Annotated in this window: 15 protein-coding genes and 1 pseudogene; 5 read left to right on the top strand and 11 right to left on the bottom strand. The window is 72.0% G+C overall.

Annotated features, from left to right (window positions below; genetic code table 11):
* The first annotated feature begins 213 nt into the window (after nt 1-213).
* Nucleotides 214-894, top strand: a complete 681-nt coding sequence (locus tag ACNAYW_RS22290) for a lysophospholipid acyltransferase family protein (protein WP_415851812.1) — start codon at nt 214-216, stop codon at nt 892-894.
* Nucleotides 895-898: 4 nt separating this feature from the next.
* Complete coding sequence (locus ACNAYW_RS22285) at nt 899-1,570, top strand: hypothetical protein (protein WP_415851811.1); 672 nt, start codon at nt 899-901, stop codon at nt 1,568-1,570.
* A 28-nt stretch (nt 1,571-1,598) separates the two neighbouring features.
* Here ACNAYW_RS22285 and secA read toward each other — a convergent pair whose 3' ends face one another.
* The 6 genes from secA to mtrA all read right to left on the bottom strand — a co-directional run bounded on the left by secA (nt 1,599) and on the right by mtrA (nt 10,291).
* Nucleotides 1,599-4,310: a preprotein translocase subunit SecA gene (secA, locus tag ACNAYW_RS22280; protein WP_415851820.1), complete on the bottom strand. Its 2,712-nt coding sequence runs from the start codon at nt 4,308-4,310 to the stop codon at nt 1,599-1,601.
* A gap of 118 nt (nt 4,311-4,428) precedes the next feature.
* Complete coding sequence (gene hpf / locus ACNAYW_RS22275) at nt 4,429-5,154, bottom strand: ribosome hibernation-promoting factor, HPF/YfiA family (RefSeq protein ID WP_415851810.1); 726 nt, start codon at nt 5,152-5,154, stop codon at nt 4,429-4,431.
* A gap of 231 nt (nt 5,155-5,385) precedes the next feature.
* Entirely contained in the window at nt 5,386-6,066 is a 681-nt protein-coding gene (locus ACNAYW_RS22270) for a ComF family protein (RefSeq protein WP_415851809.1), read from the bottom strand.
* A gap of 44 nt (nt 6,067-6,110) precedes the next feature.
* Nucleotides 6,111-7,907 carry an MtrAB system accessory lipoprotein LpqB gene (gene lpqB, locus ACNAYW_RS22265; protein ID WP_415851808.1) on the bottom strand — a complete coding sequence of 599 codons (1,797 nt, stop codon included), beginning with the start codon at nt 7,905-7,907 and terminating at the stop codon, nt 6,111-6,113.
* Nucleotides 7,900-9,477, bottom strand: coding sequence for an MtrAB system histidine kinase MtrB (gene mtrB / locus ACNAYW_RS22260; RefSeq protein WP_415851819.1), 1,578 nt, complete (start codon nt 9,475-9,477; stop codon nt 7,900-7,902). The genes lpqB and mtrB overlap by 8 nt, the downstream gene beginning before the upstream one ends.
* A 127-nt stretch (nt 9,478-9,604) precedes the next feature.
* A complete protein-coding gene (mtrA, locus tag ACNAYW_RS22255) occupies nt 9,605-10,291 on the bottom strand; it encodes an MtrAB system response regulator MtrA (RefSeq protein WP_415851807.1) in 687 nt (228 codons plus the stop codon).
* A 52-nt stretch (nt 10,292-10,343) separates the two neighbouring features.
* On the opposite strand from mtrA, the gene ACNAYW_RS22250 reads away from it, so the two are divergent.
* Nucleotides 10,344-10,982: a dTMP kinase gene (locus ACNAYW_RS22250; RefSeq protein ID WP_415851806.1), complete on the top strand. Its 639-nt coding sequence runs from the start codon at nt 10,344-10,346 to the stop codon at nt 10,980-10,982.
* A 1,053-nt stretch (nt 10,983-12,035) separates the two neighbouring features.
* On the opposite strand, the pseudogene ACNAYW_RS22245 reads toward ACNAYW_RS22250, so the two are convergent.
* A pseudogene (locus ACNAYW_RS22245) lies at nt 12,036-12,410 on the bottom strand (hypothetical protein); the annotation flags it as partial.
* 157 nt (nt 12,411-12,567) lie between these two features.
* On the opposite strand from ACNAYW_RS22245, the gene ACNAYW_RS22240 reads away from it, so the two are divergent.
* Complete coding sequence (locus ACNAYW_RS22240) at nt 12,568-13,704, top strand: Mrp/NBP35 family ATP-binding protein (RefSeq protein WP_415851805.1); 1,137 nt, start codon at nt 12,568-12,570, stop codon at nt 13,702-13,704.
* A 165-nt stretch (nt 13,705-13,869) separates the two neighbouring features.
* Here ACNAYW_RS22240 and tatB read toward each other — a convergent pair whose 3' ends face one another.
* The 4 genes from tatB to sigE form a co-directional block, all read right to left on the bottom strand.
* On the bottom strand, nt 13,870-14,379 hold the full coding sequence (gene tatB / locus ACNAYW_RS22235) for a Sec-independent protein translocase protein TatB (protein WP_415851804.1): 510 nt from the start codon (nt 14,377-14,379) through the stop codon (nt 13,870-13,872).
* A 98-nt stretch (nt 14,380-14,477) separates the two neighbouring features.
* Nucleotides 14,478-15,950 carry a S1C family serine protease gene (locus ACNAYW_RS22230; RefSeq protein WP_415851803.1) on the bottom strand — a complete coding sequence of 491 codons (1,473 nt, stop codon included), beginning with the start codon at nt 15,948-15,950 and terminating at the stop codon, nt 14,478-14,480.
* Nucleotides 15,951-15,960: 10 nt separating this feature from the next.
* Nucleotides 15,961-16,341, bottom strand: a complete 381-nt coding sequence (locus ACNAYW_RS22225; protein ID WP_415851802.1) for an RNA polymerase subunit sigma-70 — start codon at nt 16,339-16,341, stop codon at nt 15,961-15,963.
* Nucleotides 16,342-16,463: 122 nt separating this feature from the next.
* Nucleotides 16,464-17,117: an RNA polymerase sigma factor SigE gene (gene sigE / locus ACNAYW_RS22220; RefSeq protein ID WP_415851801.1), complete on the bottom strand. Its 654-nt coding sequence runs from the start codon at nt 17,115-17,117 to the stop codon at nt 16,464-16,466.
* Between the two features lie 242 nt (nt 17,118-17,359).
* On the opposite strand from sigE, the gene ACNAYW_RS22215 reads away from it, so the two are divergent.
* Nucleotides 17,360-18,013: an O-methyltransferase gene (locus tag ACNAYW_RS22215; RefSeq protein ID WP_415851800.1), complete on the top strand. Its 654-nt coding sequence runs from the start codon at nt 17,360-17,362 to the stop codon at nt 18,011-18,013.
* The last annotated feature ends 157 nt before the right edge of the window (nt 18,014-18,170 follow it).

Here is an 18,170-nt window from a genome sequence, read left to right as displayed (position 1 = left end):
CCGCGGCCGCGCCGCCCCCGCGGCCCCGACCTGGGGGCCGAGATCTTCCTGACCTACACCCGCGGCGAACGCGTGCTCGCCGCGGCGGGCCGGGTCGAGGCCGCGGCCGGACGGTGGCGGTGGGTTGCGTTCACGACGGCCGCGTGACGCGGGTTACGCCGGTGTTTGCGCGAATCGGGGGCGCACGGCCCCGCGGGGCGGTACACAAGGGTCATGTCGCTGAGTTCGCTGCGTGCCGCGTTCCGTTACCGGGTGGCGCGCCACCTCCTCATCGGCCCCGCCCTGTGGGCGTGGGGCCGCCCCGAATACACCGGGCTGGAGAACATTCCGCGCAGCGGCCCGGTGATCCTCGCCGCGAACCACCTCGCGATCTCCGACTCGTTCTACGTGGTGCAGAGCGCGCGCCGCCCCGTCAGCTTCCTCGCGAAGGCGGACTACTTCACCGAGCCCGGGCTCAAGGGCCGGTTCAAGAAGATCTTCTTCTCCGGGATGGGACAGATACCGGTGGACCGGCGCGGGGGATCCGTCTCGGCTCCGGCACTGGAGGCGGCCACGAAGATCGTGGAGGAGGGCGGCGCCTGGGGCATCCACCCCGAGGGCACCCGCTCCCCCGACGGCCGGCTGTACAAGGGCAAGACCGGCGCCGTGCGCGTCGCGCTCGCCACGGGCACGCCGCTCGTCCCGATCGCACTGGGCCACACCGACAACCGCACGCGGAAGAACTTCTGGAAGAGCCGGGTCACGGTCGACGTGCTGCCGCCGCTGGACCTGAGCGATGCGAGCCTCGACGACCAGGAGTCGATCCGCCGCGCCACCGACCGGCTGATGGACGTCATCGGCGAGCGCACCGGCCAGGACCGCGTGCCGGAGTACGCGAAGAAGGGCGGCAAGTAGCCGTATGCCGGCGATGCGACAGGCGTTCTGGTTCGCGCTCCGCTGCGCGGCCGTGGCGCTCCTGGGCGCGACGGCCTCGGGCGGGACGTGGTCGATCGAGGACGGCACGTACCTGGGCGCCGACTCGTCGCTCGAGCCGAGCGGCTATCGCCCGACCGGTGCCGTCGGTGCCATCGTGGGCGCCGTGACCGGCCTCGTGCTGTGGGCCGTGGGCGTCCGTCCGCGGGGCAGGGAGGGCGACCGCATCGGGACCGTCGTGATCGCCGGAGTGCTGGGCGCCGCCGTCGGGCTGTCGCCGGTCCTCGCCTTCGTCGGCATCTCGTTCGCGGGGTCGGCGTTGGCACCGTCGACCTCGGTGGTGCTCGCGATCTACGCGGCGGGTGGCCTGCTCGCGTACTCCGCCGCCCTGGCGGCGGTGGCCGGAGCGCTCCGGGCGCGGGGCGATGCGCGCATCCGCCCGACGGTGCGCACCCTGGCGTGGGCGCTCCCCCTCGGCGCAGCGGCGGCCACAGCGGCCGGCGTCGCCGCGGCGTCGACCACGGACTTCTCGACGGCGACCGCGACCTGGATCCGCGCCGTGATCGCGGCCGTTGCGGTGGTGGCGGCGACCCTCAGCGCCGGCCGGGCGCTCGCGGTGCGACCCGGGCCGACGGCGACGCCGGCGGACCCCGCGTAGGGCCCGCCGGACGCCGCCCGGCGCCCGGTTACCGGCGGTGCTTGCCGCGCGCGGTGGCGGCCTTCTGCGCCGCCTTGTCGGCCTCACGCTTGGCGGCGCGGCGCTCCGACCGGGAACCCTGCGGCTCGTCGGCGTTCTGCGCGATCTCGGTGAGGTCGCCCTGCTCCGACGGGCCGGAGAGGGTGATCTTCTCCGGATCCGGCTCGGCGACGGGGCTGCTCACCTGTGCTGCGGGCGCGGCGGCACCGTCGGCGGTCGCGGCGCCCTCCTCGGGCTCCTGCACCTGGACCTTGAACAGCGTGGAGACCGATTCCTCCTTGAGGCCCTCGAGCATGCCGTTGAACATGTCGTAGCCCTCGCGCTGGTACTCGACCACGGGATCGCGCTGGGCGATCTGCCGCAGGCCGATGCCCTCCTTGAGGTAGTCCATCTCGTAGAGGTGCTCGCGCCACTTCTGGTCCAGCACCGAGAGCAGCACGGACCGCTCGACCTGGCGCATGGTGCCCTCGCCGGCGGCCTTCTCGATGCCCTCCTGGTGCCGGTCGTACGCCGCATGGATGTCCTTGAGCAGGATGTCCTTGAGCTCGCCGCTCGTGATCTCGTCCCGGTCGCCGTTCTCGTCCTCGCCGACGACCTGCCTCCAGTCCAGCTCGATCGGGTACAGCGTCTTCAGTGCGGTCCACAGCTCCTCGAGGTCCCAGTCCTCCACGTAGCCCGTGGCCGTGGCCGCCCCGACGTACGCCGTGACGACGTCGTCGGTCATGTGGTTGACCTGGTCGAAGAGGTCCTCGCCGCGGAGGATCTTGCGGCGCTCGTCGTAGATGACCTTGCGCTGCTCGTTCTGCACATCGTCGTACTTGAGGACGTTCTTGCGGATCTCGAAGTTCTGCTGCTCGACCTGGGTCTGCGCGCTGCGGATGGCGCGGGAGACGAACTTGTTGTCGATCGGCACGTCGTCGGGCAGGTTGACGCGGTTCATCCACGCCTCGATCTGCGCGCCGTTGAAGCGCCGCATCAACTCGTCGCCCAGCGAGAGGTAGAACCGGGACTCGCCGGGATCGCCCTGGCGGCCGGAGCGGCCGCGGAGCTGGTTGTCGATGCGCCGCGACTCGTGCCGCTCGGTGCCGAGCACGTAGAGGCCGCCGGCGTCGCGCACGTCGTCGCCCGCGGCCTTCGACTCCTTCTTGACCTGCTCGATCGTCTCGTCCCAGGCCGCCTCGTACTCCTCGGGCGTGGTCACGGGGTCGAGGCCGCGCTCGCGCAGCGCGAGGTCGGCGAGGATGTCGGGGTTGCCGCCCAGCACGACGTCGGTACCGCGGCCGGCCATGTTGGTGGCGACGGTGACGGCGCCGGGCGTGCCCGCCTTGGCGATGATCGCCGCCTCCTGCTCGTGGAACTTGGCGTTGAGCACGGTGTGCGGGATCTTCTTGCGCTCGAGCTGGCGGGAGAGGTACTCGGACCGCTCGACCGAGGTGGTGCCGATGAGGACGGGCTGGCCGGCCTCGTGCCGCTCCGCGATGTCCTCGACGATGGCGGCGAACTTCGCCTCCTCCGTCTTGTAGATGAGGTCCGTCTGGTCCTTGCGGATCATCGGCTTGTTCGTCGGGATCGGGATGACGCCCAGCTTGTAGATCTGGTGCAGCTCGGCGGCCTCGGTCTCGGCGGTACCGGTCATGCCCGAGAGCTTGTCGTAGAGGCGGAAGTAGTTCTGCAGCGTGATCGTCGCGAGGGTCTGGTTCTCGGCCTGGATCTCGACGTTCTCCTTCGCCTCCAGGGCCTGGTGCATGCCCTCGTTGAAGCGGCGGCCCGCGAGCACGCGGCCGGTGAACTCGTCGACGATGAGGACCTCGCCCGAGCGGACGATGTAGTCCTTGTCGCGCTCGTAGAGCTCCTTGGCCTTGATCGCGTTGTTCAGGTAGCTGACCAGCAGCGAGTTCTGCGCGTCGTACAGGTTCTCGATGCCCAGCTGGTCCTCGACCAGCTCGACGCCGGCCTCGTTGACGCCGATGGTCTTCTTCCGGATGTCCACCTCGTAGTGGACGTCCTTCTCCATCAGCGGGACGATGCGCGCGAACTCCGTGTACCACTTCGACGAGGCGTCGGCGGGGCCGGAGATGATGAGCGGCGTCCGGGCCTCGTCGATGAGGATCGAGTCCACCTCGTCGACGATGGCGTAGTTGTGGCCGCGCTGCACCAGCTCCTCTTCGCTGTGCGCCATGTTGTCGCGCAGGTAGTCGAAGCCGAACTCGTTGTTGGTGCCGTAGGTGATGTCGGCGCTGTAGGCCTGCCGGCGGCGGTCCGGGTCCTGACCGGCGAGGATGCAGTCCACCTCGAGCCCGAGGAAGCGGTGCACGCGGCCCATCCAGTCCGCGTCGCGCTTGGCGAGGTAGTCGTTGGTGGTGACCAGGTGCACGCCCTTGCCGGTGAGCGCGTTCGCGTAGGCGGCCATGACCGAGGTCAGGGTCTTGCCCTCACCGGTCTTCATCTCGGCGATGTCGCCCTGGTGCAGGGCGCCGGCGCCCATGATCTGCACGTGGTACGGCTTCTGCCCCAGCACGCGCCACGCGGCCTCGCGGGCGGTGGCGAAGGCCTCCGGGAGGATCTCGTCGAGGGACTCGCCCTTCTCCAGGCGCTTCTTGAAGATCTCGGTCTTGGCCTGCAGCTTCTCGTCCGAGAGCGCCTCGTACTCGTCGTTCAGGCTCTCCACGTAGGAGGCCAGGCCGTCGAGCCGCTTGACCATCCGGCCTTCGCCGAACCGCAGCACCTTGGAGAGAACCACTGAGCAACCTCAATCCCGTGAATACAGCTAAGAATCCCGGCCGCCTGTGCGGCGGCCGGGATCCATGGTAGGCGAAACGTCAGGTCAGGCGGAGGAGGCCGTAGTCGAAAGCCTTCCGTCGGTAGACCACGGACGGCTTCTCGGCCTCCTTGTCGAAGAAGAGGAAGAAGTCGTGGCCGACCAGTTCCATCTGCGACAGGGCGTCGTCGACCGTCATCGGCGTGCCCGGATGGTCCTTGATACGGACGATCTGGCCGGGCAGGTGGTCCTCGACGAGCGCGGCGTACGGGTCGTCGTCCGCCTCCGCCGCGGCCGGTGCGTCGGGCAGGGCCGACGGTGCCGTCGCCTCCGCCACGGAGACCGGGGTGCGGTTGCCGTAGTGCACCTTCTTCCGGTCCGAGGCCTTGCGCAGACGGCTCTGCAGGCGGGAGAGGGCGGTCTCGAAGGCCGCGTAGAAGTTCTCCGCCGCCGCCTCGGCACGGGCGACGCCGCCCTTGCCGCGGACCGTGAGCTCCAGGCGCTGGCACTGCTTGGCCTGCCGCGGGTTGGGTTCGTGGAAGAGGCTGACCTCGAACAGGGTGATGGTGGAGCGGAACTTCTCGAGCCGCGCCAGCTTGTCTCCCAGGTAGACGCGGAAGTGCTCGGGCACCTCCACGTTGCGGCCGTCGATGGCCACGGGGGCGTTGGGAGTGAGGTAGTCCTTGTCGCGCTCGTCAGTCACGTGGCTGGGTTCGCGGAAGGGGTCGACCTCGACGTTGGGGGTCGCGTGGGCGCGATTCGTGTCGCGCGGGGACAGAAGGGTCATGTGGAACCTTTCATGCAGGCCCGGATCCTGTGCGCTCGTGCGGATCACCAATCCGTCACGTCGGTCAGACGCGCGTGGGAGCAGGCTCAGATTCGAACGGCGGGCGGACTGCCCGCCGCCAGGGAAGGTGTGCCATCACCTCCTCTTTCTCGAACCGGGAAAGGTACCCCCGAAGATAGCCCCGGTTCTCGGATCCCGCCAGGATTTGGCCACCGTGAGTTCACCGACGTGTCACGCCGCGGCCAGCGTGAGCGCGGCGGCCACGGTCACGCCCCGTCGGGCCAGGGCGGCGACGGACTCGGCCAGGGTGGCCCCGGTGGTCACCACGTCGTCGACCAGCACGACGGTGCCCGCGGGCGGCAGTTCCCGGACGCGGACGGTGCCCCGCGCGTTCGCGGCCCGGGCCGACGCGCTCAGCCCCACGGACTCGGCGGCGCCCACGGACCGCAGCACCGGCGCGACGGTCACCGCGCACACCGGCTCCGCGGTGCGGGCGGCGGCGCGGCACACCGCGGTCACCACGTCGCCGCCCCGGCGGCGGGCGGCCCACGCGGTGGTGGGCGCCGGCACGAGGATCAGCGGACCGTCGACCTCGCCCCAGGCGCGCAGCCGCAGCACCGCGTGCGCCAGGGCCCGGCCCAGCGGGACGGCGAGATCGCCGCGGCCGCGCTCCTTGAGCTGCAGGACGGCGCGACGCCGCGCGCCGTCGTACCTCCCCAGCGTCCAGACGGGCACGCCCGGATCGACGGTGGCGCGGATCAGTGCCGGAACGTCGTGCAGGGCGGCCTCGCAGCGCGCGCACCAGCGCACCCGCGGGAAGCCGCAGCCGCCGCAGGTACGGGGCACGGCCAGCTCGATGAGATCGTCGACTCCGCCGGCCACCCCGCGGACGACGCTCCGCACGACACGCACGGCTCCCCCGCTCCCGGTGCGCTCGTCCCCGGGCGCACCGGGATCTAGCCGGGCAGCACCGGGTTCGCCCGGCCCCCCGCCAGGCGATCCACCTGGCTCCAGTATTGCTCATCGCTGCTCGGCGCACCGATGCCGATCTCCCACACCCCCGACGAGTCCGTGGCGTAGACCGAGGTCATCGACACCGCGACGTTGTAGACGGGCGGCGAGAGGTTGCGGCTCGGGAGCGTGGCGATCTCGCCGAAGTCGTAGCGCACGGACAGCACCGGGGAGTCGGAGGTGTTGCGGCCGATGAAGATCGTGTCGCCGGTCTGCCAGTCGACCGACGAGGCGGCCGGCTCGCGGTCGGTGACCACGGACGTGAGGTGAGCGAGCTTGGTCTGCCCGTTCGGCGCCGCCTGCACGACGCCGACCAGCACGGTCCCGCCCACGACGAGCGCGGCCCGCACCCCGTCGCGCGAGAGGCGCAGGTCGGTGATGGGGCCCGGCGCGACGGCCGCCACCTCGCTCGCATCGACGTCGGCGGTCGACACCTCACCCGTGGTCTGGTCCTGCCGGACCCGGACCACGCGCGTCCCGTCGAGCACGGTCCAGACCCCGGCGTCGTCGGGCGTCCACGAGGGCCGGGTCATCGTCCCCGCCGTGAGCACCTGCGTGGGGACCCCGCCGTACGGGGCGAGCGCGAGCGCCGTCCCGGGGCCGCCGCGGCCACCGGCGTCGAGGACCGCCGCCACCTGCCGCCCCGAGCTCGACAGCCCGACGGAGCGGATCGACGTCGACGACCCGAGGGGCCCGGCGACGCCGGTGATCTGCCCGCCGGCGATCTTGACGAACCTGCCGTCGAGCACGCCGTGGAGGCCCACCGCGAGGTCCGAGGAGGCGTTCGGGCTGATCGACGCGACGTCGTTGGGGTTCCAGCCCTTCTGGTGCTTGTCGTCGAGCGGCGAGCCGTCGACGGTGATGACGTACGGGCCCTGCACGTCGGCGCCCGCGAGGCTCCAGACGATCTGCCCGGCGACCAGCCGCGCCACGTCCGGCTCGACCCGGGGCAGGCCCGTGAGGTCCACGCGCACGCCCGCGAAACCGACCCCCGGATCGCGCTGCGTGCCCTCGGCGTCCGTGACGGCGCCGCGAACGCCGGCGTTGGCGCCGAAGGGATTGAAGACGGCGTCCTTGAGGGTCGCGCGCGGACCGCGGACCAGCAGGAGCAGGAGGTCGGAGGCGAGCTTGGAACGGGGCCCCGCCAGCCACCGCGCGTCCGGCACCAGGGTGCGTCCCGTCGGGTCCGGGAAGTACAGCAGGTACCGGCGGTAGACGAGGCTGAACTGCTCGGTGTCGATGACCAGCATCGGGGTCTCACCGACGGAGCTGAGCCCCTGCACGCGCCACTGCCCGTCGACCTGGACGAGCTGGACGTTCTGCGTGATCGACTGCGACGCCGGCTCGAACGTGCCGTCGGCGCCGAGATAGCCCGTGGCCTGCGCGCGGATCGTCGCCTTCATGAAGTTCGCGGTGCGCTCGGTGGGCAGGACGTCGATGTCCTTGACCACGACGGACTGCTGCGGCACCTGCCAGTTCGCGTTGGGCGTGAGGAACTTGCGGGAGGCGGCGTAGTTGCCGTCGGCCACCGCGTTCGCCTTGAGGAAGTCGCGGACGATGAGCTCGGGCTGCACGTCCCGGCGCGGCCCCAGGCCCCGGTCGGGCGCCGCGGTCTCGCCGCCCAGGTCGCCGATGACGCGCGGGCTCGTGGACTCGGGAATGTTGGCGCAGCCGCTGAGCACGAGCAGCGCCGCGAGGAGGATCGCCATGCCCCGCACGGCCGGGGTTCGGAGGCTACGCACCGTCGGACCCCCCGTCCGTGCCACGCCGGGTCATCGACTTCAGCGGCAGGGGGCTGACGGTGACCCTGCCCCCGCGCACGCGGGGCAGCGTGAGCCGGAAGCAGGAGCCGCTGCCGGGCTCGCCCCAGGCCTCGAGCCGGCCGCTGTGCAGACGCGCGTCCTCGATGCTGATCGCCAGGCCGAGCCCGGTGCCGCCGGAGCGCCGCACCCGGGAGGGGTCGGACCGCCAGAACCGGTTGAAGACCAGCTTCTCCTCGCCGGGTCGCAGACCCACGCCGTAGTCGCGGACGGTGATCGCCACGGCCTCGTCGTCGGCGCGCATGGTGAGGATCACGGGCTTGCCCTCGCTGTGGTCGATGGCGTTGGCGAGCAGGTTGCGCAGCACCCGCTCGACCCGCCGGGTGTCGGCCTCGACGATCACGGGGTCGTCGGGCATGTCCAGGATGAGCTCGGTCTCGGACTGCTCCGCGAGGTGCCGGACGGTGGCCATCGCGGAGGCGATCGGCACCTCGATGTCGATCTGCTCGGCGTGCAGCTCGGCGACGCCGGCGTCGTGCCGCGAGATCTCGAGCAGCTCGGCGAGCAGGGTCTCGAAGCGGTCGAGCTCCTTCTGCATCAGCTCCGTGGTGCGGCGCAGGCCGGGGTCCAGCTCGTCGGCGGAGTCCGCGATCATGTCGGCCGCCATCCGCACCGTGGTGAGCGGCGTGCGCAACTCGTGCGAGACGTCGGAGGTGAACTGCCGCTGGAGGTTGCCGAACTCCTCGAGCTGCCCGATCTGTTTGGAGAGCGACTCGGCCATGTCGTTGAAGCTCATGGCCAGGCGGGCGATGTCGTCCTCGCCGCGCACGGGCATGCGCTCCTTGAGCCGGCCCTCCGCGAAGCGCACCGCGATCCGCGCCGCCGACCGCACGGGCAGCACGACCTGGCGCGCGACGAGCAGGCTCACGGCGGCCAGGAGGATGAGCAGCACGGCGCCGCCGGTGTACAGCGTGCCCTGCATGAGGCTGAGGGTGTTCTCCTCCTGGGTGAGCGGGAACACCAGGTAGAGCTCCAGGCCGGCGATCGTCGACTGCACGGGCGTCCCGATCACCAGCACCTTGCCGTAGCGGCCGGTGCTGTCGGTGACCGTCGCGTGCTGGAACGCGGTCTGTCCGCTCCGCACGAAGGTCTGCAGCGTCTGCGGCACCTCGCTCTCGCTGCCCAACACGGTGGGCGGACGGCCCGAGCCGTGGGGCACGATCAGCACCGGGTCGTAGTTGCCCGAGCGGGCCGCCGTCGGGCCCACGTCGAGGCCCTGGCTGACCAGGCTCGACCGCACCCTGCGCAGTACCGACTCCACGCCCTCGGTGCGCGGCTCGCTGCGCGCGAGGGCGATCTCCACGTTCTGCTTGACCCGGGCCGTCTCCTCCTTGCCCGCGGTCAGCTTCGCGTCGATCAGCTGGTTCGCGATCTGCGAGGTGAGCACGAAGCCGAGCAGGAGCAGCACCGTGAGGCTGAGCACCAGGGTCTGGGTGACCACGCGCAGCTGCAGCGAGCGGCGCCACACGCGGCCCGCGTAGGACAGGCCCATGCCCGCGTACCGGGCACCGTCGCGCAGCACGACCGCGGGGTCCGACCGGACCGCGTGCACCGCCTCCCGCACCCAGTCCGCCAGCCGGGCCGCCCCGGCCCGCTCGATCACGATCCGTACGGTCCCGTCACGCCGGACCCGCCTTGTACCCGACGCCGCGCAGGGTGAGGACGATCTCCGGGTTCTCCGGATCCTTCTCGATCTTCGCGCGCAGGCGCTGGATGTGGACGTTCACCAGGCGCGTGTCCGCCGGGTGCCGGTAGCCCCACACCTGCTCGAGCAGCACGTCGCGGGTGAACACCTGCCGCGGCTTGCGGGCCATCGTCACCAGCAGGTCGAACTCGGTGGGCGTGAGCGAGACGACCTCCCCGTCGCGGGTCACCTTGTGCGCCGGGACGTCGATGATGACGTTGCCGATCGACAGCAGCTCGCTCGGCTCCTCGTCGGTGCGGCGCAGGCGCGCCCGCACGCGCGCGACGAGCTCCTTCGGCTTGAAGGGCTTGATCACGTAGTCGTCGGCGCCGGACTCCAGGCCCAACACCACGTCCACCGTGTCCGCCTTCGCCGTCAGCATCACGATCGGCACCGACGAATCGGCGCGCAGCACGCGGCACACGTCGATGCCGTTCATGCCGGGGAGCATGAGGTCGAGCAGCACCAGGTCGGGGCGGAACTCACGGGCCGCGCTCAGCGCCTGCGTGCCGTCGCCGACCACCGTCGAGTCGAAGCCCTCGTTGCGCAGGACGATGGTGAGCATCTCCGCCAGGGCGGGATCGTCGTCGATCACCAGGATCCGGGGTTTCATGTTGTCCATATTGTCACTGCCGTCGGCGTTCCTGCTCGTACGACACCTTACGATCCTCCCCATGGGACGACTCGTCGCGATCGAGGGCCTCGACGGGGCCGGCAAGAACACGCTCACCCGCGCCGTCACGGCGGGGCTGGAGGCGTCGGGCCGGACGGTGACCGCGCTCGCCTTCCCCCGCTACGGCACGCAGTTCGCGGACCTCGCCGCCGAGGCGCTGCGCGGCGGCAACGGCGACGTCGCCGAGTCGGTCTACGGGATGGGCCTGCTGTTCGCCTTCGACCGGCAGGCGGCGGCGCCCGACATCCGCGCCGCACTCGCCGCGCACGACGTGGTGCTGCTGGACCGGTACGCCGCCTCCTCCGCCGCCTACAGCGCCGCCCGCCTGGGCGAGGACGCCGACGGTGCCGTGGCGGGATGGGTGCGCGACCTCGAGTTCAGCCGGTTCGGGCTGCCGGTGCCCGACCTGCAGGTGTACCTCGACGTGCCGGTGACCGTCGCCGCCGAGCGCGCCCGGTCCCGCGAGGCGAGCGACGCCGCCCGCGAACGCGACGCCTACGAGCGCGACTGCGACCTCCAGGCCCGCACCGGCGCGGTCTACACCGGCCTGGCAGCGGCGGGCTGGGTGTCGCCGTGGCGGGTGCACGGCGTGGACGACGCCCCGGAGCAGCTGGTCGACGCGATCGCCGCGCTGCCCTGACCCGGCGCCTCACGATGTCGCGTTCTGCGGCCGCGGACGTGCGCGGCAGCACCCGTAGCGCCCCAGCACGCGACATCGGGAGCCCGATCGCGATCGTCCCGAACCTGAATGACATCTTTGATTTTCACTGAAGTCCCACCCGCAACGCTGCTGTGGCGCAGTAACGTGCGCCACGAAACTGACTCGTCAGTAACCGGGAGGGACGACAGTGCGGATCCTCGGGGCCACCGCCGCCGCCGGCGCCGCGGCGCTGCTGCTCGGCGTCGCGGGCGCCGATACCGCCCTGCCCGCGGCCCCCGCAGCGCACCGCTCCCCCGGGCCCGAGCTGGTCGCCCAGGCCGCGATCGGCCTCGCCGACCTGCGCCCGCCGGCACCCGCCGACGCCCCGGCCGCGCCCGCGGCGCGGCNCGTGCCGATCCCACCGCGCCCCGAAGCCGTGAAGGTCGCCCCCGGGCCGCTCGGCATCCCCGGCGCCGCGTACGCCGCCTATCGCGGCGCCGCCGACCGGATGGCGCTCGAAGCGCCGGGCTGCGGGATCGAATGGAACCTCGTCGCGGCGATCGGCCGGATCGAATCGGGGCACGCCGACGGCGGCAACGTCGACGCCGCGGGCAACACGCTCACCCCGATCCAGGGCCCCGTCCTCGACGGCTCGCTCGCCGGCAACGCCGTGATCCGCGACGGCGACGGCTTCGCCCGCGCCCTCGGCCCGATGCAGTTCCTCACCACCACGTGGTCGCTGTTCGGCGGTGACAACTCCGGCGACGGGAACGCCGACGTCAACAACGTCCGCGACGCCGCGTACGGCGCCGCCCGCTACCTGTGTTCGAGCGCCTCCGGGCTGCAGGCCGAGGCCGCCCAGCGCGTGGCGGTCTTCGCCTACAACCAGTCGAACTCCTACGTCGACAACGTCGTGGCCTGGTCGAAGGCCTACCGCGACCGGGCCATCCCCGTCGGCGGCATCCCCGACATGACCGCGCCCGTCGCGCCGCCCACGCAGCTGCCCAAGCCCCTGCCGCCCGGGCAGGTGGTCGTCGTGGGCTGCGGCGTGCNCGACGGTGCGCCGTCCCGCCCGGCCGGGCCCTCGGGCCCGGCGGCACCGTCCGGCCCCGGGAAGCCCTCGGCTGTCCCGTCCGCGGCCGTCTCCTCCCCGGCCGGGCCGTCGGCGAAGCCGGGCATCGCGACGACCTCGGCGAAGCCGTCCGGAAAGCCGCCGGGTCCGGCCGCGCCGTCGAGCGCGGCGCGTGGTCCCGACGGCAAGCCGCTGCCCACCACCGTGACCGACTGCTCGACGCCGCCGCCGAGCGCGCCGAGCACGCCCGCCGCACCGTCGGGCCCGTCGCGCCCGCTTCCGCCCGGCCCCGCTCCCGCGGGCGTGCCCGGCCCGGGCGGCGCGCTCGGGATCCCGTCCAGCGGACCGTCGACCACCCGTCCGGTTCCTCCGCCCGCGGTCCGTCCCGCGCCGTCCTCGGTGCGCCCGGCACCGTCGAGCAGGCCCGTTCCCTCCTCGTCCCCGACGGTGCCCCGTCCCCCGCGGTAAGGCGGATTTCTCGCGCCCGGGCCTGCGGATACGATGGTGGGCGTTATGAGTGCGGTTACGGAAGAGCAGATCCGGTCGGCCCTGGCCACCGTGAACGACCCCGAGATCGGCAAGCCGATCACCGATCTGGGGATGGTGAAGTCGGTGGCGGTGCAGGCCGACTCGTCGGTCGACGTCGAGGTGTACCTGACCACCTCCGCCTGTCCCATGCGCACGCGGATCGTCGACAGCGTGCAGGCGGCCGTCGCCGACGTGCCCGGCACCGGCGCGGTGCGCGTCGAGCTGGACGTAATGAACGACGAGCAGCGCGCCGAGCTGCGCAAGACCGTGCGCGGAGACAAGGCCGAGCCCGTCATCCCGTTCGCCCAGCCGGGCTCGCTGACCCGCGTGTACGCGGTCGCGTCGGGCAAGGGCGGCGTGGGCAAGAGCTCCGTGACGGTGAACCTCGCCGCGTCGCTCGCGGCCCGTGGCCTGTCCGTCGGTGTGCTCGACGCCGACATCTACGGCCACTCCGTACCGCGGATGATGGGCACCGACGCGCGGCCCACGCAGGTCGACTCGATGATCATGCCGCCGCAGGCGCACGGCGTGAAGGTGATCTCGGTGGCCATGTTCACCACCGGCAACACCCCCGTCGTGTGGCGCGGCCCGATGCTGCACCGCGCGCTGCAGCAGTTCCTCGCCGATGTCTTCTGGGGCGATCTCGACGTGCTGCTCCTCGACCTGCCGCCGGGTACGGGCGACGTCGCGATCTCCATCGCGCAGCTCATCCCCGGTGCCGAGATCCTGGTGGTCACGACCCCGCAGACCGCGGCCGCCGAGGTCGCCGAGCGGGCCGGCGCCATCGCGCTGCAGACCCGCCAGCGCGTGGCCGGCGTCATCGAGAACATGTCCGGGCTGACGCTGCCCGACGGTACGGTTCTCGACGTCTTCGGGTCCGGCGGCGGCGAGCAGGTGGCCGCACGCCTGACCCGCGCCGTGGGCGCCGATGTGCCCCTGCTCGGCCAGATCCCGCTGGACCCGCAGCTGCGCGAGGCCGGCGATTCGGGGACCCCGGTGGTGCTCTCCGCGCCCGATTCCCCCACCGGCTCGGCCCTGCGCGCCATCGCCGACAAGCTCGCCGTCCGCAAGCGCGGCCTGGCCGGCATGTCGCTGGGTATCGACACCACCCGCCACCTCTAGCGAGGGGGACGCCGCTCGCACGGCGAGCCGTACACATTCTGAATAACCGCAGGTGAAGCCCGACTTGGATCCGGTTCACCTGCGGTTATCCACTATCTGTATGGGCGTCCCGTATCCGTTGCCGCCCTGCGCGAGCGGCTCGAGCGGGCGTCGCGACCGCGCGCGTTACGTCGCGTCGACGTCGAAGGGTGGGCGCTCCTCGGGGGCCAGCGGCTTGTGCATCCGCGGCATCGTGGGCATCGGCCCGGCCGGGATCTCGGGCGCGACCTTCTCCAACGAGGCGACGGGGGCCGGCTTCTCCAGCGAGGCGACAGGGGCGACGGGCGCCGCCGCGTCGACCGCCTTGCGCAGGTTCAGCGCATCAGCTGTGGAGCGCACCTGGTCGGACATCTCGCGGATCACGCTGTCGTCGCCGTTGAGGAGGTGCTTGGTGACGATGGCCGTCGGCGTCATGCCGCGCAGGTTCTGGATCTGCTGCAGGGGCTCGCGGATCGCGTCGAAGTCGCCGCCCATCTCGTCCTTGAGCTGCTGGGTCGCGCCGGTGGCGTAGTCGCGCACCTGCCGTAGCGACGTGAAGAACCAGTTGACCGCGCCCGGGAGCCGCTCCGGCCCCAGGATCACCAGACCCACGACGACCAGCATGAGGATCTCCCCCATGCCGAGATTCGAGAACACCCCGCCATGCTACGGGAAGCTCAGCACCGGGCGCACGCCGCGGCGGCACGCCCGGCGGCTCAGCTCAGTGGTCCGGCTCAGCGGCTCAGCTCAGCGGCTCAGCTCAGCGGCTCGGGGGTCACCGTGATCGGCACCTGCCGACCGTCGCGCGCGACGGTCACCGTCGTCTCCTTGCCCACGCCGGCGGCGCGGATGGCGACGATGACGTCGGCCGCCTCCGCGACCTCCGTGTCGCCGACCCTGGTGATGACATCGCCCTCGCGGATCCCGGCCTTCTCGGCGGCGCCGCCCTTCTTCACGTTCTCGACGCGCACGCCCGACGCGGCCTCGTTGCTCACCTCGCGACCGTTGATGCCGAGGTCCGCGTGGACCACCTTCTGGCCGCGGATGATCGACTCGGCGATCGGCCAGGCGACGTTGGAGGCGATGGCGAAGTTCAAGCCGATCGACCCACCGCCGCCGGGCGAGAGCCCGAGCGTGTTGATCCCGATCTGCCGTCCCTGCAGGTCCAGCAGCGGACCGCCGGAGTTGCCGGGGTTGATGGCGGCGTCGGTCTGCACCGAGTCGAAGGTCGCGGGCGGGTTCGGTCCGTTCGCGGGGCCCTGGACCGGACGGTGCGTCGCGGACACCACGCCGGAGGTGACGGTGCGCCGCAGGCCGAGCGGGGAGCCGATGGCCACGACCTGCTGCCCGGCGACCAGCTCGCCGGAGTCGCCGCGGGCGATCTGCTGCAGCCCGTCGACGGAGACCTTGACGACGGCCACGTCGGTGTACGGATCCGTTCCGACGAGCTGCGCCGGGGTACGGGTGCCGTTGAAGAAGACGACCTCGATCTTGGCGTCCTTGTTGTTGGACGCGGTCTCGACGACGTGATTGTTGGTCATGATGTAGCCGCGCTCGGCGTCGATGACGGAGCCGGAGCCGGTCTCGCCGGAGGTCTTGGTGCGCACTTCGATGGTGACGACGCTCGCCCCGACCTTGCCGACCATGGACGCCACGGCGCCCGCCTCCGCGGGCTTGCCCTCCGCTGCGGGCAGCGTGACGCGCGAGTCGGTGAGCTTCTCGATCGTGGTGCCGGTGATCCGGCCGATCGCGCCGCCGAGCAGGCCGATGATCAGCGCCAGCACGCCGAGGATCGCGAGCGCGCGCATGGAGACGCGGCGCCCGAACAGGACGTCGCGGACGCCGAGCTGCTCGGGATCGGGCTGCGGAACCGCCCGCGGCAGCGCCGGGACGCCGGGCTCACCGAGGCCGGCGAGCGAGTCGGTGTCGCGCCACGGGTCCTCGGGCTCGGGTTCCGGCTCGGGCACGAGCGGGCCGGCGTACGGATCGCGCTGCAGTGCGTCGGTGGCGCCGGGCGGGCGGGAGAAGGCCTCGGTGAGCACGGGGTCGGGCGCGGCGGCCCGGGGCTGCGGCCCGCGGCCGGTGGCGCTCCGGACGGACTCGGGCGCGAAGGCACCGTCGACCCCGTCCGGCCTGCCGAAGACGACCTGCTCGCCCTCGGACACCGAGGGACGGTACGTGGGGCGGGGCTCCAGGCGGGGATGCCGGACGTCGGGATCGGAGGTCACGGATTCGAATCTACCGAGCGTTCCGCCGCCGGCCGCGCTTGTCGCGCTCGTCGCGTCGCGAGGACTCGGGTGAGAAGGTCGGGAAACCGTCGAACGGCGGCCTGCCGCTGTGGCACTCGGTGGGGATCTGGGAGAGCTGCCCCAGCAGGTGGTGCGGCACGGTGATCTCGCCGGACTCGCGCAGCGCGGTGCGGACCTGGCGCTGCGCGTCGACCTCGGCCGCGCACATGGCGCACTGGGCGATGTGGGTGCCGGCGCGCAGGTGCGCGTTCATCCGCAGCTCGCCGTCGACGAACGCGACGACGGCCTCGTACGCGAGGTGCTCGGTGGACGAGAACTCGCCCGGGCGACGCGAGAAGGCGCGCTTGAAACTGCCACTGAGGTGCTCCACGCCGCTCCCCTCTCCTGCTCGGTCCGTTCGGGCGTACCGCGGTTCTACCGCCACAGTACCTGCACTTCCGGGTTCAACGACCGGAGTCGCTCGGGAGTTCCCGACGGTGCCGGCGCCCGCGCTCAGTAGGCGAGCGCGGCGCTGCTGGTCAGCCCCTGATTGGCCAGGGCCTCGCGGATGGACTTGCGGCCGCGGTGGATGCGCGAGCGGACCGTGCCGAGCTTCACGCCCAGCGTGGCCGCGACCTCCTCGTAGCTGAGGCCCTCGATGTCGGCGAGGACGACGGCGGCGCGGAACTCCGGCGCCAGCGCGTCGAGCGCGTTCTGCAGCTGCGGGCCGAGGTTGGCGTCCGCGTAGATCTGGCCGGGGTCCGGGTCGGACGACGGTACGCGTTCGTAGTCCTCCGGCAGCGCCTCCATGCGGATCCGGTTCCGGCGGCGGACCATGTCGAGGAACAGGTTCGTGGTGATGCGGTGCAGCCAGCCCTCGAAGGTGCCGGGCTCGTAGCTCTGCAGGCTGCGGAAGACGCGGATGAAGGTCTCCTGCGTGAGGTCCTCGGCGTCCTGCGCGTTGCCCGAGAGCCGGTAGGCGAGGCGGTACACGCGGTCGGCGTGCTCGCGGACGAGCTCGTCCCAGGTGGGCATGTCAGCACGGTCGCCCGACGCATCGAATGCGGCGGTACCCGCGGGTTCGGCAGCGCGCTCGTCGTCGAACGTCGCGTACGCAGCCTGGGGCTGCGACTCCTGCCGGGGTCCGGCCTTGCGGGCCAGGGCCATGCGCTCCTCCTCGTGCCTCCGCCGGGCGGCGGGGCGCTCTTACTCGTCCAGAACTCCCGGGGCGACCGTTTTGTTCCCACGATCGGCAATTCCACGGCGGGCGTTCTTCACTGTCCGATACCTTTCCCTGCCGCGGTGTGGGAGCGCTGATTCCTCCCTGAGTGTTGCCTGTGCATGCATCGCCTTTGCTAACTATTGCGTCACGGCGGGGTTGCCGGAAGGCGACGGGCTACCATTGCGGCGTGTCTGAATCCGCCGCATCCGCCCTCGTCACGTACGCCGAGAACGCCATCGTCGAGGACGAGGCGATGTCCTCCGCCCGCGAGCGGGCCGCCGACCTGGGCGTCGACGCCGTCTCCCCGTCGGTGGGAGCGCTGCTGTCCGTGTTCGCCGCGGCGGGCGGCGCGAAGTCCGTGGTGGAGGTCGGGACGGGCGCCGGGATCAGCGGGCTGTGGCTGCTCTCGGGCATGCGCCCCGATTCGGTGCTCACGACGATCGACTCGGAGCAGGAGTTCCAGGCCGCCGCGAAGATCGGTTTCCAGCAGGCCGGCGTCGCCGCGAACCGCACCCGCCTCATCAACGGCCACGCGCTCGACGTGCTCCCCCGGCTCGCCGACGCGGCGTACGACCTCATCTTCATCGACGGCGAGCCCGTCGACCACCCGCGCTACGTCATCGACGCGGTGCGCCTGCTCCGCCCCGGCGGGGTCGTGGTAGTGAACCTGGGCGACGCGGGCTACCGCATCCCCGATCCGGAGGCGTACGACGACGAGGCCTTCGCCGCCCGCGAGGCCACCCGCATCATCGCGGCGGACGAGAACCTGCTCCCCGTGATCCTCCCGCTCGGCGGCGGCCTCGTCGCCGCCGCGAAGGCCTTCGTCCCCCCGGAGCAGTAGGCCCGTTCCGTTCCCCCGGTCCGACGGTGCGCCGCGCTCCAGATCCGGGGTCGCCGGTCGCCGTCGATGTCGTTCACGCGCGAGGAGATCGTGACCACCCGTGACACGACGGACGACGCGTGGTCGCCAACCCGGCCGTCGCGATTCACCGCGGTTT

This window comes from Tsukamurella ocularis (assembly GCF_965138335.1).
In the GTDB taxonomy this organism is placed as follows: Bacteria; Actinomycetota; Actinomycetes; order Mycobacteriales; family Mycobacteriaceae; genus Tsukamurella; species Tsukamurella ocularis_A.
This window is presented reverse-complemented; position numbering and strand designations above follow the sequence as displayed.

Coding starts and splice junctions, on each gene's coding strand:
- ACNAYW_RS22240 (WP_415851805.1), top strand. CDS start 12,568: ATGAGTGCGGTTACGGAAGAGCAGATCCGGTCGGCCCTGGCCACCGTG.
- secA (WP_415851820.1), bottom strand. CDS start 4,310: ATGGTCAAGCGGCTCGACGGCCTGGCCTCCTACGTGGAGAGCCTGAAC.
- ACNAYW_RS22285 (WP_415851811.1), top strand. CDS start 899: ATGCCGGCGATGCGACAGGCGTTCTGGTTCGCGCTCCGCTGCGCGGCC.
- ACNAYW_RS22290 (WP_415851812.1), top strand. CDS start 214: ATGTCGCTGAGTTCGCTGCGTGCCGCGTTCCGTTACCGGGTGGCGCGC.
- ACNAYW_RS22250 (WP_415851806.1), top strand. CDS start 10,344: ATGGGACGACTCGTCGCGATCGAGGGCCTCGACGGGGCCGGCAAGAAC.
- hpf (WP_415851810.1), bottom strand. CDS start 5,154: ATGACCCTTCTGTCCCCGCGCGACACGAATCGCGCCCACGCGACCCCC.
- mtrA (WP_415851807.1), bottom strand. CDS start 10,291: ATGGACAACATGAAACCCCGGATCCTGGTGATCGACGACGATCCCGCC.
- mtrB (WP_415851819.1), bottom strand. CDS start 9,477: ATGGGCCTGTCCTACGCGGGCCGCGTGTGGCGCCGCTCGCTGCAGCTG.
- sigE (WP_415851801.1), bottom strand. CDS start 17,117: ATGGCCCTGGCCCGCAAGGCCGGACCCCGGCAGGAGTCGCAGCCCCAG.